Source organism: Symbiobacterium ostreiconchae, from assembly GCF_055396975.1.
On record NZ_AP042454.1, the window covers coordinates 3,286,877 to 3,313,264 of the forward strand.

At 68.5% G+C, this 26,388-nt stretch carries 27 protein-coding genes; 12 read left to right on the plus strand and 15 right to left on the minus strand.

All coding sequences use genetic code 11. The features are described 5' to 3' along the window. Positions 1-18: 18 nt before the first annotated feature. Positions 19-1,011 carry a peptidoglycan DD-metalloendopeptidase family protein gene (locus ACZ5UM_RS15960; protein WP_464845275.1) on the minus strand — a complete coding sequence of 331 codons (993 nt, stop codon included), beginning with the start codon at positions 1,009-1,011 and terminating at the stop codon, positions 19-21. Positions 1,012-1,141: 130 nt separating this feature from the next. Further along, positions 1,142-1,777 (minus strand): YigZ family protein, encoded by a 636-nt coding sequence (locus tag ACZ5UM_RS15965; protein ID WP_464845276.1) that lies wholly within the window; start codon positions 1,775-1,777, stop codon positions 1,142-1,144. Positions 1,778-1,885: 108 nt separating this feature from the next. Here ACZ5UM_RS15965 and ACZ5UM_RS15970 point away from each other — a divergent pair, with 108 nt between their 5' ends. Continuing rightward, entirely contained in the window at positions 1,886-2,413 is a 528-nt protein-coding gene (locus tag ACZ5UM_RS15970; RefSeq protein WP_464845277.1) for a hypothetical protein, read from the plus strand. 35 nt (positions 2,414-2,448) lie between these two features. On the opposite strand, the gene ACZ5UM_RS15975 is transcribed toward ACZ5UM_RS15970, so the two are convergent. From ACZ5UM_RS15975 to ACZ5UM_RS15990, 4 genes are all read right to left on the minus strand, one after another. After that, positions 2,449-3,924, minus strand: a complete 1,476-nt coding sequence (locus tag ACZ5UM_RS15975; RefSeq protein WP_464845278.1) for a GGDEF domain-containing protein — start codon at positions 3,922-3,924, stop codon at positions 2,449-2,451. 128 nt (positions 3,925-4,052) lie between these two features. Then, a complete protein-coding gene (locus tag ACZ5UM_RS15980; protein WP_464845279.1) occupies positions 4,053-4,262 on the minus strand; it encodes a hypothetical protein in 210 nt (69 codons plus the stop codon). A gap of 298 nt (positions 4,263-4,560) precedes the next feature. Continuing rightward, the gene (gene feoB, locus ACZ5UM_RS15985; RefSeq protein ID WP_464845280.1) at positions 4,561-6,405 is read right to left on the minus strand and encodes a ferrous iron transport protein B; all 1,845 of its coding nucleotides are present in this window, start codon (positions 6,403-6,405) and stop codon (positions 4,561-4,563) included. Positions 6,406-6,408: 3 nt separating this feature from the next. Beyond that, positions 6,409-6,633: a FeoA family protein gene (locus ACZ5UM_RS15990; protein ID WP_464845281.1), complete on the minus strand. Its 225-nt coding sequence runs from the start codon at positions 6,631-6,633 to the stop codon at positions 6,409-6,411. A 290-nt stretch (positions 6,634-6,923) separates the two neighbouring features. On the opposite strand from ACZ5UM_RS15990, the gene ACZ5UM_RS15995 reads away from it, so the two are divergent. From ACZ5UM_RS15995 to ACZ5UM_RS16005, 3 genes are all read left to right on the plus strand, one after another. Beyond that, positions 6,924-8,765 (plus strand): GAF domain-containing sensor histidine kinase, encoded by a 1,842-nt coding sequence (locus ACZ5UM_RS15995; protein WP_464845282.1) that lies wholly within the window; start codon positions 6,924-6,926, stop codon positions 8,763-8,765. Then, positions 8,692-9,345, plus strand: a complete 654-nt coding sequence (locus tag ACZ5UM_RS16000; protein ID WP_464845283.1) for a response regulator — start codon at positions 8,692-8,694, stop codon at positions 9,343-9,345. The genes ACZ5UM_RS15995 and ACZ5UM_RS16000 overlap by 74 nt, the downstream gene beginning before the upstream one ends. An 87-nt stretch (positions 9,346-9,432) precedes the next feature. After that, positions 9,433-10,035 carry a DedA family protein gene (locus ACZ5UM_RS16005; RefSeq protein ID WP_464845284.1) on the plus strand — a complete coding sequence of 201 codons (603 nt, stop codon included), beginning with the start codon at positions 9,433-9,435 and terminating at the stop codon, positions 10,033-10,035. 86 nt (positions 10,036-10,121) lie between these two features. Here ACZ5UM_RS16005 and ACZ5UM_RS16010 read toward each other — a convergent pair whose 3' ends face one another. Then, positions 10,122-10,346, minus strand: coding sequence for a hypothetical protein (locus ACZ5UM_RS16010; protein ID WP_464845285.1), 225 nt, complete (start codon positions 10,344-10,346; stop codon positions 10,122-10,124). A gap of 192 nt (positions 10,347-10,538) precedes the next feature. Between ACZ5UM_RS16010 and ACZ5UM_RS16015 the strand changes: the two genes are divergently transcribed. After that, complete coding sequence (locus ACZ5UM_RS16015; RefSeq protein ID WP_464845286.1) at positions 10,539-10,850, plus strand: DUF2325 domain-containing protein; 312 nt, start codon at positions 10,539-10,541, stop codon at positions 10,848-10,850. Positions 10,851-10,918: 68 nt separating this feature from the next. Here the strand turns inward: ACZ5UM_RS16015 and ACZ5UM_RS16020 are convergent, their stop codons facing one another. Next, positions 10,919-11,857 (minus strand): HD-GYP domain-containing protein, encoded by a 939-nt coding sequence (locus ACZ5UM_RS16020; RefSeq protein WP_464845287.1) that lies wholly within the window; start codon positions 11,855-11,857, stop codon positions 10,919-10,921. A 27-nt stretch (positions 11,858-11,884) separates the two neighbouring features. Continuing rightward, positions 11,885-13,021 carry an HD-GYP domain-containing protein gene (locus tag ACZ5UM_RS16025; RefSeq protein WP_464845290.1) on the minus strand — a complete coding sequence of 379 codons (1,137 nt, stop codon included), beginning with the start codon at positions 13,019-13,021 and terminating at the stop codon, positions 11,885-11,887. A gap of 449 nt (positions 13,022-13,470) precedes the next feature. Between ACZ5UM_RS16025 and ACZ5UM_RS16030 the strand changes: the two genes are divergently transcribed. From ACZ5UM_RS16030 to ACZ5UM_RS16055, 6 genes are all read left to right on the plus strand, one after another. After that, entirely contained in the window at positions 13,471-14,220 is a 750-nt protein-coding gene (locus ACZ5UM_RS16030; protein ID WP_464845292.1) for a nucleoside phosphorylase, read from the plus strand. A gap of 11 nt (positions 14,221-14,231) precedes the next feature. Continuing rightward, entirely contained in the window at positions 14,232-14,843 is a 612-nt protein-coding gene (locus ACZ5UM_RS16035) for an ECF transporter S component (protein WP_464845293.1), read from the plus strand. Positions 14,844-14,936: 93 nt separating this feature from the next. Further along, a complete protein-coding gene (locus tag ACZ5UM_RS16040; RefSeq protein WP_043713923.1) occupies positions 14,937-15,704 on the plus strand; it encodes an energy-coupling factor transporter transmembrane component T family protein in 768 nt (255 codons plus the stop codon). Next, positions 15,701-16,555 carry an energy-coupling factor ABC transporter ATP-binding protein gene (locus tag ACZ5UM_RS16045; RefSeq protein ID WP_464845298.1) on the plus strand — a complete coding sequence of 285 codons (855 nt, stop codon included), beginning with the start codon at positions 15,701-15,703 and terminating at the stop codon, positions 16,553-16,555. The genes ACZ5UM_RS16040 and ACZ5UM_RS16045 overlap by 4 nt, the downstream gene beginning before the upstream one ends. Then, positions 16,527-17,354, plus strand: a complete 828-nt coding sequence (locus ACZ5UM_RS16050; RefSeq protein ID WP_464845299.1) for an energy-coupling factor ABC transporter ATP-binding protein — start codon at positions 16,527-16,529, stop codon at positions 17,352-17,354. Before ACZ5UM_RS16045 ends, ACZ5UM_RS16050 begins: the two co-directional genes overlap by 29 nt. A 74-nt stretch (positions 17,355-17,428) precedes the next feature. After that, positions 17,429-17,854 carry a (deoxy)nucleoside triphosphate pyrophosphohydrolase gene (locus ACZ5UM_RS16055; RefSeq protein WP_464845303.1) on the plus strand — a complete coding sequence of 142 codons (426 nt, stop codon included), beginning with the start codon at positions 17,429-17,431 and terminating at the stop codon, positions 17,852-17,854. On the opposite strand, the gene ACZ5UM_RS16060 is transcribed toward ACZ5UM_RS16055, so the two are convergent. Further along, complete coding sequence (locus ACZ5UM_RS16060; protein ID WP_464845306.1) at positions 17,838-18,353, minus strand: NUDIX domain-containing protein; 516 nt, start codon at positions 18,351-18,353, stop codon at positions 17,838-17,840. The two genes, ACZ5UM_RS16055 and ACZ5UM_RS16060, sit on opposite strands and share 17 nt — an antisense overlap. A gap of 154 nt (positions 18,354-18,507) precedes the next feature. Between ACZ5UM_RS16060 and queG the strand changes: the two genes are divergently transcribed. Beyond that, a complete protein-coding gene (queG, locus tag ACZ5UM_RS16065; RefSeq protein WP_464845308.1) occupies positions 18,508-19,638 on the plus strand; it encodes a tRNA epoxyqueuosine(34) reductase QueG in 1,131 nt (376 codons plus the stop codon). Between the two features lie 121 nt (positions 19,639-19,759). Here queG and lipA read toward each other — a convergent pair whose 3' ends face one another. The 5 genes from lipA to hpdB form a co-directional block, all read right to left on the minus strand. Beyond that, a complete protein-coding gene (gene lipA, locus ACZ5UM_RS16070; RefSeq protein WP_464845309.1) occupies positions 19,760-20,722 on the minus strand; it encodes a lipoyl synthase in 963 nt (320 codons plus the stop codon). A 131-nt stretch (positions 20,723-20,853) separates the two neighbouring features. Then, entirely contained in the window at positions 20,854-21,804 is a 951-nt protein-coding gene (gene hpdA, locus ACZ5UM_RS16075) for a 4-hydroxyphenylacetate decarboxylase activase (protein ID WP_464845310.1), read from the minus strand. A 24-nt stretch (positions 21,805-21,828) separates the two neighbouring features. Further along, entirely contained in the window at positions 21,829-23,133 is a 1,305-nt protein-coding gene (locus ACZ5UM_RS16080; RefSeq protein ID WP_464845313.1) for an MFS transporter, read from the minus strand. Between the two features lie 74 nt (positions 23,134-23,207). Further along, positions 23,208-23,465, minus strand: a complete 258-nt coding sequence (hpdC, locus tag ACZ5UM_RS16085; protein WP_464845316.1) for a 4-hydroxyphenylacetate decarboxylase small subunit — start codon at positions 23,463-23,465, stop codon at positions 23,208-23,210. Positions 23,466-23,471: 6 nt separating this feature from the next. Further along, entirely contained in the window at positions 23,472-26,189 is a 2,718-nt protein-coding gene (hpdB, locus tag ACZ5UM_RS16090; RefSeq protein WP_464845319.1) for a 4-hydroxyphenylacetate decarboxylase large subunit, read from the minus strand. Positions 26,190-26,388: the final 199 nt, after the last annotated feature.

The window sequence follows — 26,388 nt, forward strand, 5'->3', positions numbered from 1 at the left end:
CACCGCCTCCCTGTTGAACTAGGGCAGCCACCCCCACGGATCCACTGGCTCGCCCCAGACGAGGACGGTGAAGTGGAGGTGCGGCCCCGTGGAATTGCCCGTGCTTCCGGAATAGCCGATGATCTCGCCCGTCTCCACCCACTCGCCGGGGGAGACCGCGACCTCGCTCAGGTGGGCGTACATCGTCATGATCCCGTCGCCGTGGTCCACCTTCACCGCGTAGCCGTACCCGCCCAGCCAGCCGGCGGTGGTGACGGTGCCCGGCGCCACCGCCGCCACGGGCGTGCCGGTGGGCGCGTTCAGGTCGATCCCGTCGTGCAGGTGCCAGACGCCCGTGACGGGATGGACGCGCCAGCCGAACCAGTCGGTGACCTCGCCCCAGACCGGCCAGATGGCGAAGCTGCCCGTGGCCGCGGGCGTGCGCGAGCCGCCGCGGCTGGCGACCATCGTGCGGCGGGAGGGCGGCGTGCCTCCGGGCACGAAGAGGATGTCGCCCGGCTGCAGCGCGTCGGCGTTCACGTCCGGGTTGGCGGCGACGATCTCGTCGAAGTCGGCGTCGAACGCGTCGGCCACGCCCCACATCGTATCGCCCTCGACGACAGTGTATACCAGGGCATCCATCGTGGGAATCAGCAGTTCCTGCCCGATGTGCAGGATATCGTCGGCGTACATGTCATTGATGTACAGCAGAGTCTCTGTGGACACGCCGTGCCGCAGGGCGATCTCCTCGATCGTGTCGCCTTCGACCACCGTGTAGGTGATCACCTTCGGCCGGGGCTGCTGCTCCTCGGCCCCGGCGGCCTCGGCTTCGGCAGCGGGCGCCCGCTTCAGTGCAGCGAGCGCCTCGACGCCCTCCGGCACCGGGGGTCCGTAAAAGGTCTCCGGGGTATATGCCGCCTCCGCGGTGTCCTCAGGCTCGGACGGCTCCGGTGTGGAAGCCGGCACCGCCTGAGGGCGGGCGGCCATGCCCACGCCGCTGGCTACCAGCGCGGCCAGGGCGGTGGCGAACACACGACGACGTAATACAGACGCGGGGAGGTGCAAGAAAAGCCCTCCTTAACAGGTCTTCTCACGGAAACACGGTTTACATTATACCGGGAACAGCGGCCGCGCGGTATGGTCTTTGGACCCCATCTGCAGCCTAGTCCCGGTGAATCGGCTGCAGGTCGGGCCCGACCAGCGCGGTCCCGATCTCTTGGACGTGGATGCGCCCCGCCGAGGCTTCACCGATGGCCGCGGCCACGGGGTCCCGGTCGGCTTCCCGCACGCGGAAGTCGATCACGACCTCCTGGCCGAAGTCGGTGTTCAGCGTGAGGGCGCCGTGCTGCTGCAGCAAGTACTGGACCTTGCCCAGCAGCGCGTAGTCCACCTGAATCCGCAGGTCCACGGCAGGCAGCGCCTCGGCCACGCCTGCAGCCTCCACCCCCGCTGCGGCCGCCTGGGAGTAGGCGCGCACCAGCCCGCCGGCGCCCAGCAGGATGCCGCCGAAGTAGCGGGTGACCACGATCGCCGTGTCCGACAGCCCCTGCTTCTCCAGGACCTCGAAGATGGGGCGCCCGGCCGTACCGCTGGGCTCGCCGTCGTCGGACATGCGCTGCACGTTTCCGGCGGTGAAGGCGAAGCAGTTGTGCGTCGCCTGTGCATGCGCGGCGCGGATCTCGTTGATAAAGGTCCATGCCGCCTCCTCCGAAGCGACCGGGGCCACGTGGGCGATGAAGCGCGACTTGCGGATGACGATCTCGGCCTGGGCGCGGCCGGCCACCGTTCGGTACGACACCCCTTCACCCCTCACATCGAAACTGGACACGCTACAATTCTAGGAGTGCCCCTCGCACACCTGCCTCAGACTAAATAGGCAATGGCTTCACCTGCGGAGGGATGGCGCTTGCCGGAATCACACGAGGGAATCGATCTGCTCCGGGGCGGTGAGCTGCTCAGGCAGGCCGCGGCGTCGTACGGGCGGCCGCTGCCGGCCGAGGCGTACTGGTGGCTGGGTATCGGGCTCGCGGCGGCCACGCTCGCGGAGCTGGACGGGAAGGAGTTCGCGGCGCGGCGCATCCAGCAGCTGCTCCTGCGGCTGGACCGGGCCGGAAACGACGAGGACTGGTTCGAGCAGTTTCACAACGAGCTGGCGGCACTGGACGCCGAGGGGCTCCTCTGGCCGCTCTACGGCCGGGATGACCGGGGCCGGATGGCGCGGACCGATGTGGCGGTGGCCCCCGGCTTTGACGCCGAGGCCGGCTACGTGCTGGCCCTGGCCCACCTCGCCATCGCCCGGGCGGTGAACCAGGAGCAGGCGGAGGCGATCCCCGCGCTAGCGGAGGTCATCGCCGACCTGATCGAAGGCGCCCCAGCCGCCGGGTACCTTCCGCAGGTCCAGGCGGCGCTGGGGGACAGCGCAGACGGCCCGTGATGACCGAGAGCCGTGACGGCGCCTGCCGTCACGGCTCAGCTGTGTTTACAGGCGTACATGCGCTCGTCGGCACGATCCAGCAGCTGCTGCCACTCCGACTGGGGCGCCGTGTCCACGCCGATGTCCAGGATCAGCTTGGGCTCGTCCTCCCCCTGCCGGGCGTTCCACTCCGCCACCCGCTGCTGCAGCCGGGCGGCGATCATCTCCGCCTCGGACCGGCTGGTGTCGGCGAGCACCACCAGGAACTCGTCGCCGCCGTAGCGCACCACCAGGTCGCCGGAACGCACGCTGCCGGAGATCAGCTCCGCACACTGCTGCAGGACCCGGTCTCCGGTGAGGTGCCCCCAGCGGTCGTTGACCTCCTTGAACTTGCGCAGGTCGATCAGCAGCACCGACACCTCCCGCACGTTCTGCATCGCGTGCTGCGACCACTCGTTGAGGTAGTGCCGGTTGTAGACGCCCGTGAGCGCATCCCGGCGGGCCAGCCGCTCCTCCAGCTTGGCCCGGGAGATGGCGTCGGAGACGTGCGCCGCCATCAGCTCCAGGAGGTGCAGGTCGCTCAGCGAGTACTGGTTCACGCCCTGGCGGTCGACCCGCAGCACGCCGTAGAGCCGGCCGTCCGCAATCAGCGGGACCACCAGGATCGACTCGTCCTCCAGCGGGGTGCCGGGCACCAGCAGGGAACGGGGATCCCGGGCCGCGTCGTTGCTGAGGATCGCCTGGCCGTGTTTGGCCACCCATCCGGACAGCCCCACGCCCACCTCGATGGACGTGTTCATGATCGCCTCCTTCTCCTCAGGCGGAAGCGGCGGTTCACTGTAGACGTAATGGGGGCGCAGCACCTGCGCCTCCTCATCCAGGAGCAGCACCACGCCGGTGCGGCTGCCCGTCGCGCGCACGATGTGGCGCACCGCGGCCTGCACCACGTCCTCCACCCCGCGGGCCTTCAGCACCGGCAGGAGCTCCATCAGCCGCCGGAGGTGGTCGGTCTGGATGGCCTGCTCCCGGAAGCGCAGGTAGATGGCCCGGATGACGGCAATCACGCCGGCGAGCCCGGAGATCAGGAAGAGCAGGCTGACCCCGTCGGTCCCCAGCGCTCCGGCGCCGACCAGGGCCGCGAGCATCACCCAGATGTGCAGCATCAGGTAGCCCTTGCGGAACCGGCCGGCCACCACCGCGGAGAGCAGCAGGAGGAGCAGCGGCCCAAAGGGTGACGTCAGGTCGGTCCAGAAGAGCAGCACCGCCACCCCGTCCAGGACGAGAAAGGCCCACGGCAGCCAGGGCAGGGTCGTATAGACGCGCCAGAAGGCGGTGAAGGTGAGCGCGAGGCCCACAGCGGAGCCGAGCGCCGCACACCACCAGGTCGGCGACCACATCGGCGGGCGGTGTGTGAGCAGCCATCCGAAGAACGCCGCGGCCACGGCAATAGCGGACAGCGCCGCCATGGCAATCCGCCCGCTCCAGTGCAGGCCGGTCACCGCGGCGACGTCATCCGGCAGTCTGCGAGGCATGCCCACACCCCCCGGAACCCCGTCGCTGTTCTCGCGCGCAATTCGCCGCACCTGCACGTTTTTCCTGCTCCCGCCGGGCGGCGGGCGCGCAAAGGCCCGGCCGCACCGGGCGGCCGGGCCGGGCTGCATCAGGGCTCACGGTCGGAATCCGACGGGCCGGGCCGGGATGCGAACGGACCGGGCGGAATGTCCTCCCGAAGCAGGGGGACCACCTTGCCGGGCCGTCCGCCCCGGCGATTCGGCCGGGGCATGGGCATCCGCCCGCTCAGGAGCTGTTCCAGCCGGTGCACCCGGTAGATCAGGTAGAGCACCGCGACGAAGAGAAGCAGAACCAGCAACCTCAGCGTCTCCACAGTTCACGCCCCCCCGCACCGGATTTCGGCGTGCCATCCTCTCCTAATATTATAGACGTTTCCCGTCAGGGTTTCGTTCTGCCGCCTCCGGCCCGCGGTCCGGGAGGCCGCGTCAGGGCGCCGATCAGGCAGCTGGTGCACTGCCCCGAGCATCCCCGGGGCACCGCCAGGGCCTGGCCGCAGCGCAGGCAGCGCACCTCGCCGGGACCGTTCTCGTAACCGCAGCGGGGGCACGTGCCCCGGGGGTCGCAGGTGGCCGCGGCCATGGGCATCTCTCCTTTCCCTACCAGACGAGGATCCGGTGGAACAGCCCGCCCAGCAGGATGGCCAGGGCGACGTCAGCCACCCAGATCGCGGCCCCCTGCCGCCGCCCGCGTTCCTTGAGGATGATCATGATGGACGCGATGCACGGGGTAAACAGCGTGATGGTCAGCACGGCCACCATGGTCTGGTGGGCGCTCAGCGCCAGGTCAAACAGGCCGGCGGCGCCGAAGTCGCGCCGGACGAAGCCCATGATGAACGCCTGCGCCGCCTCCCGCGGCAGGCCGAGCCAGCCCTCCGTGATCGGGGCCAGGCCGTTGGCCAGGGCGGCCAGGGCGCCGGTCTGGTCCAGGACGGAGATCAGCAGGGCGCCGGCCACGAAGAAGAGCCACGCCTCCGCCAGGAAGCTCCGGGTCTTCAGGTAGGTCTTCTGCAGCACGTTCTTGATACGGGGGAACCGCAGCGGCGGCAGGTCGATGAGCAGGTCCGACGACTGGCCGGGCAGGAGCCGGTTCAGCACGACGCCGGCCAGGCCGTAGACCAGCAGCAGGACCGCGATGAAGGTGAAGAGATAGGCCGGGCCCAGCGGCGCCAGCATGACGGTGATCACGGCCAGCTGAGCGGAGCAAGGGATGGCCAGCGAGAGCAGGAACGTGGCGATGGTCCGTTCCCGCTGGGTGCCCATGAGCCGGGTGGTCACCGTCGCCATGGTGACGCAGCCGAAGCCCAGGATGGTCGGGATGATCGCCCGGCCGTTGAGGCCCACGAAGTTCATGAGCCGGTCGACCAGCACCGCGACCCGCGGCAGGTAGCCCGAGTCCTCGGCCAGGGCCAGGAACAGGTAGAACCCCAGCACCAGCGGCAGGAGGAGGCCGACCAGGTAGGCCACCGTCATGGTCAGCAGGCCGAACTCGCCCACCAGGACCTGCCCCAGGAACGACGTCTCCGGGATGAACCGGGTCACCAGGCCGGTCATCCAGGGCACGTAGTACTCGCCCATCCAGACCCCTTCGGTGACCTCCACGACGGTCTGGGCCACCCAAACGCCCAGCACCTGGTACATCGCCCACAGGAAGCCGGCCAGGATCACCAGTCCCCCGACCGGATGCAGCGCCAGGCGGCCGAGCCGCGTGGCGAGACTCGCGCCCGTGTCGGCCTCCGAGATGACCCGCTCGGCGATCTCGTCGGCCCGGCGCCGGCGGGCCCGGTAGATCTCCTCCCGCAGTCCGGGCGCCTCCCGGCCGGTGCGGGCGCAGGTCTCGGGGTCGTCCTCCAGCCAGAGCACCCCGTCGGCAGGCCTGAGGTCCTCGGGCAGCCGGCTCGCCACCTCCGGCGTGGGCCGGCCGCGCCGGGCCCGCCCGATGGCCGCCTTCAGCGCGTCGATGCCCTCGCCCCGGACGGCGACGGTGGGAATCACCTCCACGCCCAGCTCTTCCGAGAGCTTCTCCACGTCGATCTGCAGCCCGTTGGCCCTGGCCTCGTCCATCAGGTTCAGGGCCACGACCACCGGAAAGCCCATGTCGATGAGCTGCAGCGTCAGGAACAGGTCGCGGCTCAGGTGCGCGGCGTCGACGACGTTGACGACGATGTCCGCCTCAAGGATCATCGCCCGGGCGACGCGCTCCTCCTCGTTGAACGCGGAGACGCCGTACACGCCCGGGGTGTCAAAGATGCCCAGGTCTCCCATGCGGCCCGACGCGATGTCCACCGTGGTTCCGGGGTAGTTGGAAACCTCAACATAAATGCCCGTCAGGGCATGAAAGACCGCAGACTTCCCCACGTTCGGGTTGCCGACCAGGACGACCTTGGTCGCGTGCTGGGGGAGGTCCGCGCCGGGATTCGGGCCGTGGCAGTGTGCCTGGGCCATCACCTATCCCTCCACCAGCTCGACTGTGATGCGATGGGCGAGGCTGCGCCCCAGCGCCATCTCCTGCTTGCCCTTGCGCACCACCACGGGACCGCCGGGAAGCACGGCCTGGCAGGCCGCCCGGCTGCCCTCGGCAATGCCGAAGCGGATGGCAGCCAGCCGGGCGTCGGGGTCATCAATGCTGCGAATGAGGAAGGTCTGACCGGGCTTCGTCTGGTCCAGCGTCATGTGCACCCCTCCGCTAATGAGAATCGTTATCGTTACCCCTATTCTCGCAGGTTCAAGCTTGTAGATTCAAGACCCCAAGAGGTGCATCTTTGGATAGGCTCATAGGGTAATGACACTAGCGCGGCGGGGCGCTTCTACCTATATCCATGTACATTCAGCACGGGTATCCGGATCCGGGACAGGTCCTGCGCCGGGCCGGGTCTATTTGGCAATAGCACTTTTGTGCCTCCCTCACTTTTCATTGATTGGACTACAATGAAAAGACAAATCCCTGGTCAGGGGGGAGAGTTGTGCCGTACGAGGACGCGCTCACCCTGCCGCTCGTCGCGCTGGGCGTGGGCTTTCACATGGCGGTCAGCTGGGCCCTGCTCTGGCGCTACTACCAGGCCCAGGAGCGGTCCCTGCTCGTCTGGGGCCTGGGCTGGCTGGTGCTGACCGTCCACGTGCTCGGCATGTTCCTGACGGAGGCGGGCGTGGAAGGAGCGCCGCTCCTGCGGGACATCGCCTTTGCGGCGGCGGCCCTGGCTTTCCTGGGCGGTCAGGTGGAGCGCAGCGGGCGCAGGGCCGGCGTCATGCGGACCCTGGCCCTGGTGTGCATGCTGTGCCTCGCCGCCTCCTTCGGCCTCGGGGTGGCCTGGGGCGAGCCGGTCCGGGTGACGGCGACCGGCGTCGTCGCGATCGCGCTGGGCGCCTCCGCGTGGCTGGCGTACCCGGTGACCACCGAGGAGAAGCGCGGCCTGCCGCAGTGGCTCCTCTTCTTCGGCTTCGCCGTCGGCACCCTGCGGGCCGTCATCGGAGCGCTGCCCGTCCCCACCCTCACCCTGGAGATCCTCACGCACGCCCTCTTCTCGCTGCTCTTCTCCGCGGCCGTCACCTGGCAGTCCTGGGAGCACGAGCGGGCCGTCCGCCTCTTCTCGCGGACGCTGGAGCGGCTGAACCGGCCGCTCAACCTGCAGGGCGCCCTGGACGAGTCCCTGCGCCTGGTCGCGGAGATGCTGCACGTGAAGGAGGGCTGGATTCTGCTGCGCACGGAAGGGCGCGGCGGCACCGAGGGCGTGTGGACCATCGGCGCGGCCTACGGCTTCCCGGAGTGGGCCCGGGTGGGCGTGCAGGCGCAGCACTTCCCCATTGACCGCTGCCTGTGCCTCCGGCACCTGAGCGGGCAGACCCTGGTCACGCAGGTGCGGGACCTGGCCTGCGTCCGGGCCACGGCGGAGGTGGGCCACCCCAGCGGCCGGCACATCACCATCCCCCTGGGGCAGGACGGCAAGGTGGCCGGCATCATGGTGCTGATGGTCCCCCCCTCCCGCTACCTGAGCCCGTCCGACCGGGAGATCCTGACCGCCCTCGGGGAACAGATCGGCCTGGCCATCGACCGGGCCCGGCTTTACGACCAGCTGGCGGAAAAGGAGCGGCTGCGCGGCCGGCTCCTGGCCCGGCTCATCACCGCGCAGGAGGATGAGCGCAAGCGCATCGCCCGCGAGCTGCACGACGAGATCGGGCAGGCCCTGACCGCCCTCGTCGTCTCCCTCGATTTCCTGGTCCGCCACCCGATGGACGAGCAGAAACTGCGGCAGCGGCTGCTGGACGTGAAGGAGATGGCCGAGACGGGCCTCGCCGAGGTGCGCCGGGTGATCCACGAGATGCGGCCCACCGCTCTGGACGACCTGGGGCTGGAGGCGGCGATCCGCTGGCTGGTGCGCCGCTATGAACACGCGGGCCTGAAGATCGAGGTGCAGATCGAGGGGGTGTCGGACCGCCTGCCCGACCACATCGAGATCACCGTCTTCCGGCTGATCCAGGAGGCCTGCACCAACACCGTGAAGCACGCCGCAGCCAGCCACATCCTGATTGCGCTGCGGCGCAGGGGCAACTGGCTGACCGTCGAAGTCAAAGATGACGGCAAGGGCTTCGACCTCAAGCAGCGGGGCGAGGGCATCGGCCTGGCCGGCATCCGGGAGCGGGTGACCCTGGCCGGGGGAAGACTGTCCGTCGAGTCCAGCCCCGACAGCGGAACGCGGCTGTACGCGGAACTGCCCGTGGAAGGAGCGATGCAGCGTGGCAATACGGGTGCTGATCTGCGACGACCACATGATGGTGCGCCAAGGCGTGCGCATGGTGCTGCAATCTGAGCCCGATCTGGAGCTCGTGGGCGAGGCCGGCCGCGGCGAGGAGGCCGTGGAGCTGACCAAGGAACTGAAGCCCGACGTGGTGATCATGGACATCTCGCTGCCGGACATGAGCGGGATCGAGGCGACCAAGCAGATCAAGGAGGCCGTGCCCGAAACCCGGGTCATCGGCCTCACGATGCACGAGGAAGAGCCCTACGTGCTGGAGTTCCTGCGCGCCGGGGCCGACGCCTACATCGTCAAGCGGTCTGCGGCCGCCGACCTGGTCGGGGCGATCCGCGCCGTGATGGAAGGCCAGGCGGTGCTGGACCCCGCCGTGACCCGGGCCGTGGTGTCGGGCTACGTCTCCAGGCCGGGACGGGTCGCCGGGCAGCCGCAGGAGCCCTGCCCGCTCACGCCCAGGGAGCGGGAGATCCTGGTCCTCATCGCCGAGGGGCTCACCAACGCCGAGATCGCCCGCCGGCTGTTCATCAGCGAGAAGACGGTGCAGACGCACCGCTCCAACATGCTGGACAAACTCGGCATCCACGACCGCACCGAGCTGGTGCGCTACGCGATCCGGCAGGGGCTGGTGGAACCGTAGCGGCGGGCCGGGCCTCCGTGATTGACAGAAGCTGTGGGGTGCCTTAGAATCAGGTGCGAAATCGGCTCGCACAGTTAGGGGTCGCGCATGGACTGGACCACCGAGATCATGGAGGCCTTCGGGTACCCCGGCATCATCCTGGTCATCCTGATTGAAAACCTCTTCCCCCCGATACCGTCGGAGATCGTGCTGCCCTTCGCCGGCTTCATGACGACGCAGGGCAGCCTGACGCTGTTCGGGGTGGTTGTGGCGGCGACGATCGGCTCCGTGCTGGGGGCGGTGGCCCTCTACGGCGTGGGCCTCGGGTTCGGCCGCGAGCGCATCTACGGGATCGTGCGCCGGTACGGCCGCTGGCTGACCATCACCGAGGCGGATGTGCAGCGCACCGAAGACTGGTTCGAACGCTACGGCATGTGGACCGTCTTCTTCTGCCGCATGGTGCCGGTGATGCGCAGCCTGATTTCCATCCCCGCCGGCCTGGTGCGCATGAACATGGGGCTGTTCGTCGTCTACACGGCCATCGGCTCGGCGATCTGGAACCTGCTGCTGGCCGGGCTGGGCGCGGCCCTGGGGGCCGCCTGGGACCAGGTGTCGCGCTGGGTCAGCGTCTACCAGGACCTGGTGCTGGCCGTCCTCCTCATCGGCGCCGCCGCCTTCCTCATCTACCGTCTGCTCAGGAAGAAAAAGTAAGCGTGCGCCCGCAGGGGCGGAATGGCAGGAGCCGGTGCCGCGGCTGCGGCACCGGCTCCGGCTCCTGTTATGCTTCCCTGCACGCCTCAGCGCCTGCGGCGGGAAGGACCCGACCGCAGCACCAGCGCGACGCTGCCGTCGTCGCCGACTTCGGGTATGTAGCGGTTTCCGTCGGAATCGCTGACCTGGAGCCGCTCGATGTACCAGGACCCCCGGCTGTCCGCCAGGGCCTGCAGCTTGCTCAGCACGTCCTCGCGGCTGATGGCAAGCGTCTTGCCCCCTCCATGCTCCAAGATCGACCAAACGTCCACCGGAACTCCCCCTTTCCCCGCAGGCCCGGCCCTCATCTACGGAGAATCGCCTCCGCGGCCGTCCTGCGGCGTGCACGCGCCGTCGCGTGACCGATGACCCACCTATCTTACACCAGCCACGGAGCCCAGCACAAGTCTGAGGCGCATCCGGCGACGGCAGCTTGACGTCTTAACGGTAAGGAGGTGTGGGCAATGGTCCTCATCATCGGCGGTGACCACCTCGGCTCCATCGACCAGAACCTGCGCCAGCTCGGCTTCCGCGCCATCAAGCATGTCAAGGGGCGGAACGAACGGCGCGTCGACATCCCCGCCGACACGGAGATGGTCGTCGTGCTGATCGACTACGTCAACCACAACTTGGCCCGGTGGGTCAAGCAGCAGGCGAAGGCGCGCGGGCTGCCGATCATCTTCTCCCGCCGGTCCTGGAGCTCGATCTGTACCTCACTGCAGAACTGTGAGGACTGCCCGCACCGGGAGCGTTGTCCGGGCTCCGCCGCCTCTTAGGATGTCAAGAAATCATCAGGGCCGCCATCCTGCCGTGGATGGCGGCCCGATTTGTGCAACCGGCTCCCTCAGGCGGTTCCCTGCCGCCGCACCTCCTGGATGGCGGCCATGAAGATCTGCAGCACCTCGGGGTCAAACATGTCCTGCATCGGCCCCGCCATCATGCTCAGCGCCTCGGAAGGGTGAATCCCCTCCCGGTAGACGCGGTCGGCCGTGAGGGCGTCGTACACGTCCGCGACCGTGCAGACCCGGGCAAACCGGTGGATCTGCTCGCCGGCCAGTTTCAGAGGGTATCCCCGGCCGTCCCAGCGCTCGTGGTGCTGCAGCGCCACCAGCGCCACCTCGGGCGGCAGGTCGGGCTGCTCCCGCAGCATCACCCACCCCAGGGTGGTGTGCCGCCGCATCACCTCCGCCTCCTCGGGCGTGAGCCGGTCCGGCTTGTTGAGGATCGCCTGCGGAATGCCGACCTTGCCGACGTCGTGGAGCAGCGCGCCCATCGCCAGATCGACCAGGGCGCTGACGCGGATCCCCATTGCCCGTCCGATCATGGTGCTGAGCATGCAGACCTCCACCGAGTGGAGGAGCGTGTACTCGTCGACCTGCCGCAGTTCCTGCAGGGGCAGGGCCGCAGCCGGGTGGGTGAGCACCTCCCGGACCACCTGCACCACGGCCCGGCGGATACCGCTGGTGTCGAGCTGCAGCCGCGGCAGCTGCACCGCCGTGGCGGCCTGCTGCATGGTCTGCCGGAGGTGTTCGGTGAGCTGTCTGAGCTCCCGGGTGACCTCGCGCCGCAGCCGGTGCGAGACCTCGGGCGCCGGGGGCTGCGGCGCCGCCGTGTCGGGCAGGTAGACCGCCTGGATACCGTGCTGGGAAAGCTGGCGGATGTAGGCACGGGTAAGCCGCACCCCGGTGGAGAGGAGGATGCGGCCGTCATCACTCAGCACGTCCCTCGCCAGGCGGTCGCCGGGACGCAGCTCCGTCACGGGTACCCGTCGCACTTTCGCCACAGCACGTCCCTCCCCGGGGCGGTGCGGCTATACAGCCAGCTCCCTCATGTACTGGTCGGCGTCTTCGTGAAGCTCCCGGATGATCTCCACATGCCGCTCCCGGAACAGGTCGATCTCGTAGGGATGCGGCGTCCGCGAGCCGTCGGGCTCCAGCACCACGCGCACCCGGGGCCGGTCGGCGCGGCCGCGCTCGGCGGCGACCACCACGGCCTTCCGCCCGCCGGTCAGCTCCACCATGGAGCCCACCGGCCACGGCGCGATGCAGTTCAGAAAGGCCAGCAGAATGTGCGGGTCGAAAAAGCCGTGCATCGGGCCCGAGAGCGATTCCAGGGCCATCACCGGGCTCAGCCCCTTGCGGTAGATGCGGTCGGAGATCATGGCGTCGTAGCAGTCCACGATGGCGCACACCCGGGCGTACCGGTAGATCTGGTTGCCCGACAGGTTGTGCGGATAGCCGCCCCCGGCCCAGCGCTCGTGGTGCTGCAGCGCCACGACGGCCGCGGTGGGCGGAATCTCCGGCTGGTTCTTCAGGAGCTCCCAGCCCAGGATGGTGTGCCGCTTCATGATCTCCGCCTCTTCCGGCGTGAGCAGGTCGGGCTTGTTGAGAATCTCAGGCGGAATCGCCACCTTGCCGATGTCGTGCAGGAGCGTCCCCAGGGCGAGGTCCCGCAGGTCGTGCAGGGAGAAGCCCAGCTCGATGCCGAGCAGGGTGGAAAGGATGCAAACGTTGACGGAGTGGCTGAGCGTGTACTGGTCGGCAGACCGGATGTCCTGCAGGCTGACGGCCACCTTGGGGTTGCTCAGCAACTCCGTGATGATCTGGTCGATGGTCTGCTTGAGGCCCTTGGTCTGGATGGTGGGCGAGAAGTGGCGCAGGCCGGCGTGGGTCGCCTCCTCGACGGCTGCCCGCACCTGCTCCATGGTCTTGTGCATCTCGTCCTTGAGCTGGATCCGGGTCTCGTCGGAGACCACATCCATGGGCTCCACGTCGGGCGCCAGCTCGTTGACGATGTAGACCGTCGTGATCCCGTACGAAAGCAGTGGGCCGATGAACGACTCCCTCAGCACCGTTCCCGCTTGCAGCAGCACCTGGCCAGTCGCAGAAAAGATCGTCTTCCCCAGTTTCATGCCGGCGCGGATGTCGGTTGTCGGGACCCGGTACAATGCGGACACCTCCGGGTTGGAAGGACATGAGCCCCGCATCGCGGAGGATGCCGGTCCGCCTCCCCTGTTGCGCGAGCACAAGGCGAAAACATATATGTATGTGTTATACACTATCGTGAGCTAATCCTTCTCTCTCCCTAACCTTCATCACCTGCTTTTCCTATTCCTGCTAGACCGTCGCCATGCCGCGGCAGCGCCTTCAGCATCCCGGGCCGCCGCCCCCCTGCATGGGGATGCGCCTGTCCCGCGATCTCCCCCGAGCCGCACACGGGATGCGCGTCTGCGCATCCAGGCGCGCGGAACGTGAGCGACTCGCCCCGCGCATGGTAGCCCGCGGCGGGGCGTCACCCTCGGATTGCACAAGCCCAGGCAGCCGCGATACGCGTACGGTAAAGTATGGTACAATTACGAAGGTACTACTTGCTTCTTCGTGTCGGGGAGGAGCCGCCGTGGTCGAACGCCAGCCACACATCCAGTGCCGTCCGGGCGACGTCGCACCCTTCGTCCTGCTGCCCGGCGACCCGGGCCGTATCCACGCGATCGCCGCCCAGCTGGACCGCTGGGAACAGATCGCCTGCAACCGGGAGTACCGCACCATCACCGGCACCTTCCGGGGCATGCCCGTCTCCGCCACCTCCACCGGCATCGGCGGCCCGTCGACCGCCATCGCGGTGGAGGAGCTGATCCGGGTGGGCGCGCGGGTCCTGATCCGCGTGGGGAGCGCCGGGGCGCTGCAGCCGGGGATCCGGGTCGGCGACCTGCTGGTCGCTGTCGGAGCTGTACGGGAGGAAGGCGCCAGCGCCATGTACGTGCCCCCGGCGTACCCCGCCGTGAGCGACCATGCGGTCCTGGCCGCGCTGCTGAAGGCGGCCGGGGACCTGGGGGTCACCGCCCACGCCGGCCTGGTGCGCAGCCACGACAGCTTCTACACCGACCGGGAGGACGAGCTGACCCGCTTCTGGGCGGGCAAGGGCGTCCTCGGCTCCGACATGGAGACGGCCACACTCCTCACCCTGGCCCGCCTGCGGGGCGCCCGGGCCGCCAGCGTGCTCAACGTGGTGGTTCCGGCGGACGGCGGGCTGGAGGAAGGGATCAACGACCTGGTGGCAGGAAAGGAGGCGGCGCGGCAGGGCGAAACGGCGGAGATCCGGGTGGCGCTTCAGGCGCTTCACGCGCTGTGGACCGAAGAAACTGGCTAGGAGGTGCGCTTATGGCTGCGCAGCAGAAGAAGAATGTCTGGGCTTTCCGGTTCACGACCCTTTCCCTGGTGTTGATTCCGGTCGCCGTGGGCATCAACTACGTCGGCAAGCTCTTCGCCGCTGCCCTGAAGCTCCCCCTGTGGCTGGACTCCATCGGCACCGTCCTCGCCGGCATGCTGGCCGGACCCTGGATCGGCGCCATCTCCGGCGCGGTCAACAACATCATCTTCGGCATCACCGCCGACCCGGTCTCATTCTGGTACCTGATCACCTCGATCGTCATCGGCCTCCTGGTCGGCTACCTGGCCATGACCGGCTGGATCCGGAACTTCTCCCGGGCCGTGGTGCTGGGCCTCATCGTCGCCCTGGCGGCGGCGGTGGTCTCCACGCCCATCAACGTCATCCTGTGGGAGGGCACCACCGGCAACGTCTGGGGCGACGCCCTGTACACGGTGCTCCGGAACGGGGGCATGCCGGTCTGGATCGCCTCGTTCATCGACGAGCTGGTCGTCGACCTCCTGGACAAGGTGGCGACCGTCATCATCTCCTTCCTCATCTTCAAGGCGCTGCCGCAGCGGCTCGTGGGGCTGTTCGCCGGCGAGGGCCGGGTGGAGAGACTGTAACGGCCCCGCCCTGCGGGCCATCCACATTGCAGACCGGCGCCGGGGCTGACCCTCTGCCAGCCCCGGCGCCGCAGTGACAGGCAGGTGACCTCCGTGCAGTTCACCCTTTACGTCCCCGGCGACTCCTGGGTCCACCGGCTGGACCCCGTCTCCAAGCTCCTCCTCGCCGCCGTCGGCCTGGCCCTGACCTTCGTCCTGCCCGGCCACCTGGCCCCGGCCCTCCTGCTGGCGGCCGCGCTCGCCATCCTGGCCACGGCCCGGGTGCTGCGCCGGTCCGGGGCCGTCTTCGCCGGCGTGCTCCTCATCGCCGTCACCTTCTTCATCGTCCAGGGGCTGGTCTACGCGGGCAACGCCACCCCGGCGCTGACGCTGGGCCCCGTCACCTTCTACCGGGAAGGGCTGCTGCTGGGGCTCCGGCTGACCCTGCGTCTCTATAACATCCTGGCCTCCAGCCTCATCCTCATCCTGACCACCCGGCCCTCGGACCTGGTGGAATCCCTGATGCGCCGGGGGCTCCCCTCCCGGTTCGGGTACGTGATCATCGCGGTGCTGCAGGTCATCCCCGTCATGGTGGAGGCCGCCGGCCGCATCACCGACGCCCAGCGCTCCCGCGGCATGGAGACCGAGGGCAGCCTCTGGGTGCGGCTGCGGGCCTTCATCCCGCTGATGGGCCCCCTGGTCACCTCCTCCCTCATCGCCACGGAGGAGCGGGCCCTGGCCCTGGAGGTGCGGGGCTTTGCGTCCAACCGGAAGCTGACGTTCCTCAGGGACGAGATCATCCCGGGCTACGCCTGGCCGGTGCGCATCGCCGCCCTGGCCGCGCTGGCGCTGGGCATCGCAGGGCGGGTGATGCTGTCATGAGCGTGATCGTGGTGGAGAACCTGCGCTACCGCTACCCCCGGCAGACGGACCTGGCCCTGGACGGCATCAGCTTCCGGGTGGAACCGGGGGAATTCGTGGGCATCGTCGGCCCCAACAAGGCGGGCAAGTCCACCCTCTGCCAGGCGCTGGTGGGGCTGGTGCCCCACTTCTACAAAGGGGCCATCGGCGGCCGGGTGGAGGTGGCCGGCCTGGACGTGCACGCCAGCTCGGTCGCGGAGGTGAGCCGCAAGGCGGGCCTCGTCTTCCAGAGCCCGTTCACCCAGATGTCGGGGGCGAAGTTCACGGTGTACGAGGAGGTCGCCTTCGGGCTGGAGCGCGCCGGCATCCCCCGGGACGAGATGATCCGGCGGATCGAGTGGGCACTGCGCCTGCTCGGACTCTGGGAGCTGCGGGACCGCAACCCCTTCGCCCTCTCCGGCGGTCAGATGCAGCGGCTGGCCATCGCCTCGGTGCTGGTGATGCAGCCCGAGGTCCTCATCCTGGACGAGCCCACGTCCCAGCTGGACCCGGCAGGCACCAGCGAGGTCTTCGCCGCGGTGGCCGACCTCTGCCAGCAGGGCATGACCGTGGTGATGGCCGAGCACAAGGTGGACCGCATCGCCGCACGGGCCGACAAGGTGCTGGTGCTGGACCGGGGGCAGGTGCTGGCCTGGGGCCCGCCGGGCGAGGTGTTCAGCCGGGACGGCCTCACGGCGCGCGGGGTGGCGGTGCCCGCCGTGACCGCCGCCGCCCGGGAGTTAGGGTGGCAGGAGCCGGACGGCACTTACCCGGTCACGGTGGAGCAGGCGGTGCGGATAGGGGGTGAGCGGCTTGGCCGAGATCATCGTTAGGGACCTCCGCTTCCACTACACCCCGGGCGTGGAGGTGCTGCGGGGCATCACCCTCACGGTGACGCCCGGTGCGGTGGCCATCATCGGGCAGAACGGCGCCGGCAAGTCCACCTTCGTCCGGCTGCTCAACGGCCTCCTGAAGCCGACCGGGGGGGAGGTCCTGGTGGACGGCGTCTCCACCCGCTCCACCACCGTCGCCACCATGGCCCGGAAGGTGGGGCTGGTCTTCCAGAACCCTACCGATCAGCTCTTCAAGAGCCGGGTGCTGGACGAGGTCATGTTCGGCCCCCTCAACCTGGGGCTGAGCCCGGAGGAGGCGCGCCGGCGCGCCGAGGCCGCCCTGGCGCGGGTGGGCCTCACCGGGGTCGAACAGCAGAACCCCTACGACCTGGGGCTGGCGGAGCGGAAGCTGGTCACCATCGCCGGCGTGCTGGCCATGGACACCCCGGTGGTGATCCTGGACGAGCCGACCATCGCCCAGGACGTGAACGGCGTGCGCCAGATCGGCGACATCGTCACGTGGCTGCAGGCGCAGGGGCGCACGGTGATCACCATCACCCACGACATGGACTTCGTCGCGCGGTACTTCCAGCGGGTCCTCGTGTTCCAGGACGGGCAGGTGCTGGCCGACGGCACCGCGCAGGAGATCTTCAGCCGGCCGGACCTGCTGCGCCGGGCCGGCCTGGAGCCGCCGCCCATCACCCTGCTGGGGCAGGGGCTGGGCCTCCCCGACCCGCCCCTCACCGTGGAGGCGTTCGTGGCGCGGGTGCGGGCGCGCGCAAGTGGGGAAACATCGTAGGGAGCAGGGGAGTCGCATCCGTTCAGAGACCCCGGCCGGGGACCGGGACAAGCGCTTGGGCAGGTGAGACACGCGTGCGGCAGGTGGACGTGGTCGGAGCGGTGATCCAGAACGAGGCGGGCGAGGTGCTGTGTGCCCGCCGCGCGCCGGGAGCGGCGCAGGGTGGGCTCTGGGAGTTCCCCGGCGGAAAAATTGAACCCGGCGAGCGCCCGGAAGAGGCGCTGCGCCGGGAGATCCGCGAGGAACTGGGGTGCGACATCGCGGTCGGAGAAGTCGTCGCCGCGGCGACCCACCGGTACCCCGAAATCGTGGTGCGGCTCACCACCTTCCGTGCGCGGCTGGTCCGCGGCCAGCCCGCGTCCCGGGAGCACGCCGAGCTGCGGTGGGTGCCCGCGGCCGACCTGGCCCGGCTGGACTGGGCCCCCGCCGACCTGCCGACGGTCGAGCGGCTGCTGGCTGAGGCCGCCCGGAACGGACGCGCCGTCAATCCAGGTCGATGACGCCCAGGTGGACGGCGCCGCCGCCCTCCCAGAGGGCGTCCCGGAGCTCCTCCGGGTAAACGGGGTCCGCCTCCTCTGCCACCTCTTCCCGCGTGAACCAGCGGCACAACCGAACCGGCCCGTCCGGGTCCTGGATGCGCCACGCCCGCCACGGCCGGTCGGCGGGCCCGGCGGGTTCCGCCGCACGGCCCCCGAGCGCCGCCGGGGTGGGATGGTCAGCGTCGGCCTCGGCGCGGAAGACGACTTCAACCACGTGCTCCGAGCGCCGTGCCGAGCGGAACTCCTGCACATACGCCAGCGGGCCGACCCGCACGGCCACTCCGGCCTCCTCCGCCGCCTCCCGGACGGCGGCGGCAGGCAGGTCTTCGCCGGGATCCAGGGTTCCCCCGGGAAGCACCCACGCGCTGCCGTTCCGGCTTCGGCAAAGCAGCAGCTCGCCCTGCCCGTTGGTGACGATCACCCGGGCGACAATCCGGTGCCTCGGCGCCTGTTCTCCCATTCGGTCCCACGTCCTTTCCGCCCGTGCGTTTCCGGCCCCCTGCGGGCCGGTCCTCTCACCATCGTAGCACGCCGCCCCTGCGCGGCACATCCCGAAAGGGGGGATTCGCCTGGACCGCGGCACGCAGCCCGATCTCGAACAGCTGAAAGCGGAGATGAAGGAACACGCCCGGGAGATCGGTATCGACCTGATCGGCGTGGCGCCGGCCGAGCCGTTCCTGCAGGAGCGGCAGATCCTGGAGGCCCGCGCGGCGCGGGGACGCGGCCCGAATCCCTACGAGCACCCCGTCATCGAGGAGCGGATCGACCCCGAGCGGTGGCTGCCCGGGGTCCGGGCGATCATCGCCTGCGGGATCGCCTACTACCACCCCGACGCGCCTCCCCCGCCCGACGGCGGCGGCCTGCGCGGGTGGCTCTCCCGCTACTGCCGGGGGCTCGACTACCACCAGATCCTGAGGGACCGGCTCCTGCAGCTCGCCTCATGGCTGGAGGCCCGCGCCCCGGGCCACCGGCACCTGGCGTACGTGGACACCGGGCCGCCCCTGGAGCGGGCGGCGGCCGAGCGGGCCGGCATCGGCAAGTTCGGCAAGCACACCAACCTGATCACGCGGGAGTGCGGCACCTGGGTCTTCCTGGGGGAGTTGCTCACCACGCTGCCGCTGCCGCCGGACGAACCCCAGGTGCCGGCCTGCGGCGACTGCACGTTGTGCATCGACGCCTGCCCCACGCAGGCGCTCACCGCGTGGGAGCTGGACGCCAACCGCTGCCTTTCCTACATCACGCAGATGAAGGGGATCATCCCCGCCGAGTTCCGGGAGGTCATGGGCAACCGGCTCTTTGGCTGCGACGACTGCCAGGACGTCTGCCCGTACAACCGGCGCGCCCGCCCCTCCCGACACGCCGAGTTCGCGCCCTTGCCCGGGCTGGAGGGCGGCGCGCCCGACCTGCTCAAGCTGATGGCCATGACCAAGGGCGACTTCCGCCGCTGGTTCGAGCCCACCGCCGCGGGCTGGCGGGGCAAGACCACCATCCAGCGCAACGCGCTGATCGCCCTGGGCAACAGCGGCGATCCCTCCGCCCTGCCGGCGCTGGCCGGCGCCCTGGAAAGTGAGAGCGCGGTGCTGCGGGCCCACGCCGCCTGGGCCCTCGGGCGGCTGGCCCGCCTGGCGCCCGCCGTCCGGGATCCGGCCCGGGAAGCGCTGCAGCGGCGGGCCGTTCACGAGGCGGATCCGGCGGTACAGGTCGAGCTGCGCGCGGCGCTGGAATCGCTGGGAAGCGGTGAATAGCGCCGCCAGATTGCGTCCAGAATAGCAGGCAGAGGCAGCCCCTATTTCGGCGCCTCTGCCTATGCCCATTCTTTGGCAGCGGGGCCGTCCCAGCGGTGAGGGACGGCCCCCTCTATTCCTTTCAGTCGCCGGTCTGTGCGGCGCCGCGGGTGCCCATGCGGCGAGCCACCGCCCGGGCCGACTGCTCGTCGGCGTGATAGGACGAGCGCACCAGCGGGCCGGACTCGCAGTGGGCGAAGCCCCGCCTCAGCGCCTCCTCCCGCAGGTGCTCGAACTCGGCGGGCGTGTAGAACTTCTCCACCGCCAGGTGGCGGGCCGTCGGCCGCAGGTACTGGCCGAAGGTCACGATGTCCACCCGGGCGGCGCGCAGGTCGTCCATCGCCTCGTACAGCTCCTCCATGGTCTCGCCCAGGCCGACCATGATCGAGGACTTGGTGCTGACGTGCGGCTTCATCTCCTTGGCCCTGCGGAGCAGCTCCAGCGAGCGCTCGTACTTGGCCCGCGACCGCACCCGGTCCGACAGCCGCCGCACCGTCTCGATGTTGTGGTTGAGCACGTCGGGCTCGGCGTCCATAACGACGGCCAGGGCGTCCCAGTTTCCGCCGAAGTCAGGGATGAGCACCTCGACGCCGGTGGCGGGGTTCTTGCGCCGGATGGCCCGGATGGTCTCGGCGAAGATGCTCGCCCCTCCGTCGCTCAGGTCGTCCCGGGCCACCGAGGTGACCACGACGTGGCGCAGGTTCAGCTGTGCGCACGCGTCGGCCACCCGCTCCGGCTCGGCCAGGTCGAGCCCCGTCGGCCTGCCCGACGTGACCGCGCAGAAGCCGCAGTTCCGCGTGCAGATGTCGCCCAGGATCATGAACGTCGCCGTGCGGCGGTTCCAGCACTCGAAGATGTTCGGGCACCGGGCCTCCTCGCAGACGGTGTGGAGCCCCTGGCTGCGCATCAGCCGCTTCAGCTCCACGAACTCGGGATCGGTATGCAGGTTGATCTTCAGCCATTCGGGTTTCCGGCTCACATCCGCCCGCGCGCGGCTGGGCAGGACGGGCAGCTCCAGCTCGGGGTCCATCCTGAACTCTGCCATCCTCTCACCTCGTCTTGCCCAAAGTCTACCCGGTTTTGCCCGGACGCGCAACGTGAGGAGAGCCGGCCCGGGTGCGCAAGAGGATGCGGCCGCCCATGGGAGCGGCCGCATCCCCTGCGCGCCCGGCAAAGCTAGAAAGGCGTGTGGGAACCGATGTAGCAGGCTATGCCCCTCTGCATGAACATCTGCTGCATGGGTGCGAGGTAGCCGAGCGGCATGGAATCGACATCCTTGTAGGCGTACTCCAGCCCCAGCTGGCTGTACTTGGAGTCGCCCATGCGGTGGAAAGGCAGAAGGTTGATCTCGTGCAGGCCCACGTCCCACATAAAGTCGGCGACGGCAGCCATGTTCTCCATGTCGTCGTTGAAACCGGCGATCACGGGTATGCGCAGGACGAGCCGTCCCGGCCAGGAGGAGGCCGCTAGGGCGCGGATGTTCTTCAGGGTGAGGTCGTTGGAAACCCCGGTCCCGGCCCTGTGCTTCTCGGGGTCCATGTGCTTGACGTCGATGAAGGCGAAGTTCACGTACCGCAGCGCGTTCAGGAAGTGTTCGGTGTCGACGTACGCGCTGGTCTCGATCGCCGTGTGCACGAAGCCCTCCTGACAGCGCTTCAGGATCGCCACGATGAACTTCCGCTGCAGCAGCGGCTCCCCGCCCGTAAATGTGACGCCGCCCGAGTCACCCCAGTACTGCCGGTCGCGGTCGATGATCCGGTAGAGCTCCGCGACGGTCATCTCCTTACCCGCCACACCCAGCGCGCCCCAGAGGCACCCACTGGCGCAGTCGAAAGTGGTGCACGTGTCGCATAGGACACGGTCGATGGCCAGCTGGTTCTCCCTGTCGCCCGTAGGAGTCAGCGCCCCGTACGGACAGCGCTTCACGCACTGCATGCACCCATTGGCCACCTGTTTGCACCTGGCATTGAGGAACATCAGCCGTTTCCTCGGCTCCAGGCCCTCCGGGTTGGCGCACCAGGCGCACCGCAGGGGACAGCCGCTCAGGAATACCAGCGTCCGGCAACCCGGTCCGTCGTGCACCGAGTAGCCCTGAATGTCGAAAACGAGCCCAGTCTCTTGCTGCATGGCATCACCCCCGTGTCCCTGTGCTTACGCCGTCGGGGCGACCTCCTTTGCCGCCTCCGGCGCACCGGCGGAGCGCGGCAGGACCAGGGCGAACAGGGCGGAGGCCACATAAGCGCAGAGCGCGAAGATCACCGAGTTGGTGTAGCTGCCCGAGATGTCGTAGAGGAAACCGCCCATGAAGCTGCCGACCGCCGGGCCAATGCCCATGACGATCAGTGTGGCAAGGCCCCAGATCTTGCCCATGGACTTGCTGCCGTAGACAGCGCCTGCGTACCCGGCCACGCCTCCCGGCTCGATGGCCCAGTAGATCGCGAACAGGATGCAGGCGATTACGGCCATCACCATGGAGCGGGCCGACGCGAACAGGAACAGGCAGGCGACGACGCCCATGGTCGGCGCGAACACCAGCATGAGCTTCCGGGCCTTGATCTCGTCCCCCGTCCGGGAGACCAGCCGGTCTGCCACGATCCCCATGATCGGCATGGTGAAGATGCCGGCGATGCCGATGACGATGTAGAGGTTAGTCGCCGTGGCCGAGTCGTACCCTGCGTTGATGATCCAGTAGCTTACGATCTGGCTCCAGATCAGGAACTCGGCGAGCATCGAGGTCAGGAAAGCGATGATCGCTCCCCAGATGGCGAATGTGGAAAAGGCCTCCTTCAGGGTCCAGTCCCGCAGGTTTCGGGCCGCGGCGCGGGTGTCCCCCTCCTTCAGCCCGAAGGGCTTAGCCCCGTAGTCACCCGGGTTCTTGCGGGCCAGCAGGCCGGCGATGATCAGCGCCACGAAGACCACGCCGGACAGGTACAGCATGGCCGCCCGCCAGTCCATGGTCTGCAGGACCTGTTTGACAATCTGGCTCAGCAGGACCTGGGCGATCGGTGCGCCAGCGAACGCGATGCCCCACATCGTGGCATACACCTGGCCGACGTACCACTTGCGCACGGAGACCGTGGAAGACACCCAAAGCATGCCGGTGCCGACGCCGGCGAAGATCGCGTAGGTGGCCAGGTAGGCGGCGTAGCTCTGCACCCTCGACGTGAGCAGGAAGCCCAGGGCGCAGAAGACCGCGCCGAGCAGGTAGGCGGGCCGGGTCCCCCAGCGGTCGACGATCACGCCGCTGAAGAAGGCCGTGATCGCGTAGACGGTCATCATCAGCGAGTACCCGAGCGAGGTCTGCGCCGTGGTCCAGCCGGTAGCCTCCCGCATCGGGTTCAACAGCACGGAGAACGTGGACCGGAAGCCGAACAGACAGAACAGCGCCAGGAAGGCCGCTGCGACCACCATGTATCCGGTGCGCCGGATCTGCTGCTCAGTCAGCTGGGTCTGCATGGCTCGAATCCTCCTCGTGATGCCGAGCCCCGCCGGGCCCGCCGTCCAGCGGCCCCGGCGGGGCTCCGCTACCCCTACTTGTGCGTGTACCAGGCGCAGGTGACCGCCGTCAGCTCCGGATAGGTCCAGTGCTCGGTGGCCTCTGCCCTACAGGTGCCGATGTTCTCCTCGTTGCCTGCCACGTAGGCCGCGCAGTTCTTGCACTTGGGCAGTTCGGTGAAGTGCTCGCAGGTGTTGGTATCGATCAGGATCAGGTCGCCGGTGCGGCGGCAGATCCCCTTGCTCACATCAACGGTCACGAAGTTGCGGCAATCGTTGTGCTTACGCAGCACTCTTCATCACACCCTTTCGTACTCAGTGCGGGCGATGACCTCGTCCTGGATGGCCTTGCCGATCTCGACCCAGTACTGCGTGAACCCGGCCACACGCACCATCAGGTCGCGGTACTCGTCGGGCTTCTGCTGGGCCTCCCGCAGCACACGGGAGTCGACGATGTTGTACTGGATGTGGAAGCCGCCCTTCCGCATGTAGGACCGGGTCAGGTCAAGCAGCTTGCGGGCGCCCTCCAGGCCCTTGACGGCCGACGGATGGACCTTCATGTTGAGCTGCGAATTCTGGGAGTTGGAGTGATCCCAGACCGTTGCCGAGTTGAACACGGCGTACGGGCCGTTGACGTCCGTGCCCGGGTACGGCGACATCGAGGCGTCGGCGTACGTCGTGCCGGCCAGGCGGCCGTCCGGCGTCGCCAGGGTTGCCGCGCCCTGCGGGGCGTGGGTCGAGACGGAGATCTGGCACACGTATAGCGGCTTGCCGTACAGCGACAGGAACCGCCGCGGCACCTCGCAGACGTACTCCTCGTACGCCGCGAGGATCTCGTCCACATACGGATCGTCGTTGCCCATCTTGGGCGCCATCAGGCAGTCGCCGTGGATGTCGTCGTAGGCCTGGCCGCCCTCCCGCTTCTCCTGCTGCAGCAGCGAGTAGGAGCCGACTTCCTCGGCGGTCTTGAAGCCGAAGTTGTTGAGGATGGCGTCCTTCATCTGCTCCAGCGTGTACTTCTTCTCCTCGAAGACCAGCTTCTTGATGGCTGCGAGCGAGTTGATGAAGTTGGCGGTGCCGCAGGTCTCGACGTTGAACGTGGCGTTGTAACGGTAGCCGCCGTTGCCGATATGCCTGCCGCGCTCCAGGCAATCGGGCTTCAGGATGGAATGCCAGACCGCCATGTTGTTCTTCCGCCAGATGTCGTGCTGGATGTTGTTGCACTTGTTGAGGACATCAATGGCCTTCTCGAAGTAGTCCTTCCAGATCTCGACCAGCGTCTCGTAGCTGTCGATCTCGCGGTTGTGCGGCTCGAAGACCTGCTCGCCGGTCCGCATGTCCTTGCCGTTGAAGAGCACGCACTCGAGGATCTTCGGCAGCGCCAGGAAGTGCACGCCGACCGAGGTGGGCTGGCCAGAGCCGCCCGGGATCCAGTAGGTCTTACCCCTCAGGGTGAGCGGCATCCAGGAGCCGGGCGAGGTTTCGAGGCAGCCGCCGATCGACCAGGCGCGGGCCTCCTCCACATTCATGCCCTCCGGCCCGTACTGCTTCAGGATGAACTCCATCGCGACCCGGTTGTTCATCCACGCCGGGTAACCCGTGCCGGTCTTCACGCACTCGATGGCCTTCAGCAGGAACTCCTCAGGCAGCTTCTCGTCGTAGAGGACCGACAGCGTCGGCTGCGGGCACGCACAGGTGATGCCGGCCTCGAGGATCAGCATCTCGAGCCGGTTGCTGGCCGGCTTGCCGTCCTTGGTCAGGCCGCCCACCGCCAGGTTGTTGAACGTGTTGCCCGACAGCACACCGCCGACGACACCCGCCGAGGCGAACACGTCGATGCAGGTGAACTTCACCCGGTGGCATTCCAGCAGCTCGAGGACCTCTTCCTCGGTGATCCGGCCGGCCTCGATGTCCTGCTCAAAGTACGGGTAGAGCACCTGGCCGATGCGCCCCGGGGACAGGCCCGAGATGGCGTCCTCGTTCAGCACGCCGATATGGATCGTGTACTGCATCTGGAGCGCCTGCCGGAAGGTCTCGGGCGGCTTGTGGGCGATGTGCTCCAGGACCTCGGCGATCTCCTCGTACTCCCTCCGCTGAACCGGATCCTCAGTGACCTCGACCAGGCGGCGGGCCTCCTTGGCGTAGTTCAGGATCCAGGCCTGGATGCCCTCGAGCACCAGCTTGGCCGCCTCGTAGAAGTACAGCCGGTCCATGCCGCTGACCAGGTCGCCGCCGGACTCGCCGGCCACCTCCGCCTTCTTCTCCTCGCACATCCGGATGAGGCCGTCGAGGCCGTACTGCAGCGGATAGTAGTAGTTGGTCACCTCACGGCCCTGGGGCAGGGTGAAGCCGGACTCGAACATACAGATGACCGAGCGCATCAGCGCCGTCTTGAACGGGTACCCGGGCACCATGGCCTCGTACTTGGCGGCCTCGTCCTCCACGGACTTGCCGACCCACCAGCGGGCGGTCTTCAGAAGTGCCGGCACCTCTTCCTTGCGGATGCCGAACTTGCCGGCCAACGAGACCACGTTGCCGAAGGACTGAACTACGTTGCCGCCGCCCTGGCCCCACTTGACCAGCTCGTCGGCCGAGGTGGAGCCCCGCTGCTTGGCCTCCTGGTACAGCTCGTCCTCCTTGGCCACGTAGAAGCTCTCAGAGAGCCACGGCATCGGGAAGGAGCCGCGGTAGTAATGGGTCTTGCCCATCACCAGCTTCTCGCCCGGGAAAATCATGGGGGTCAGGTGGGAGTAGGCTGCCTTCAGGGCCTTGGCCCGCCGGATGATCGGGACGTCGTGGATGTTGTCGGCGTACGTCCGGGTGTACCAGTAGGGGAACTCCATGTTGGCACTGGACAGGGTCTGGTAGTACAGGTCGCGGAGCTTCTTGGCGCGCGGAGTGGGCTCTTTCTTGACTTCCCGGTCGACCATGTCGGCCGGCGGCTCACCGCCGTACCGCTGCTCGAGGGATATGCCCTTCTCCTTCAGGATCTCGGCCAGTGTCACGGTCTTGCCCATAGAGCTCCTATTCCCCCTTCGAAGCTGAGCGTATTGCCGCGGGCTGCGTCTCCCCGGCACCTCGAACGTACCAATGGCGATCCCCCCGCCGCATCGGCGGGGGGATTACGACCAGTATGATCTTTCCGGGCAAGATCGACGAAAAGCAAGCGGCTCACCGAAAAGGACTAAGCCGGCTGACAGCGAGACTAGTCCTCTG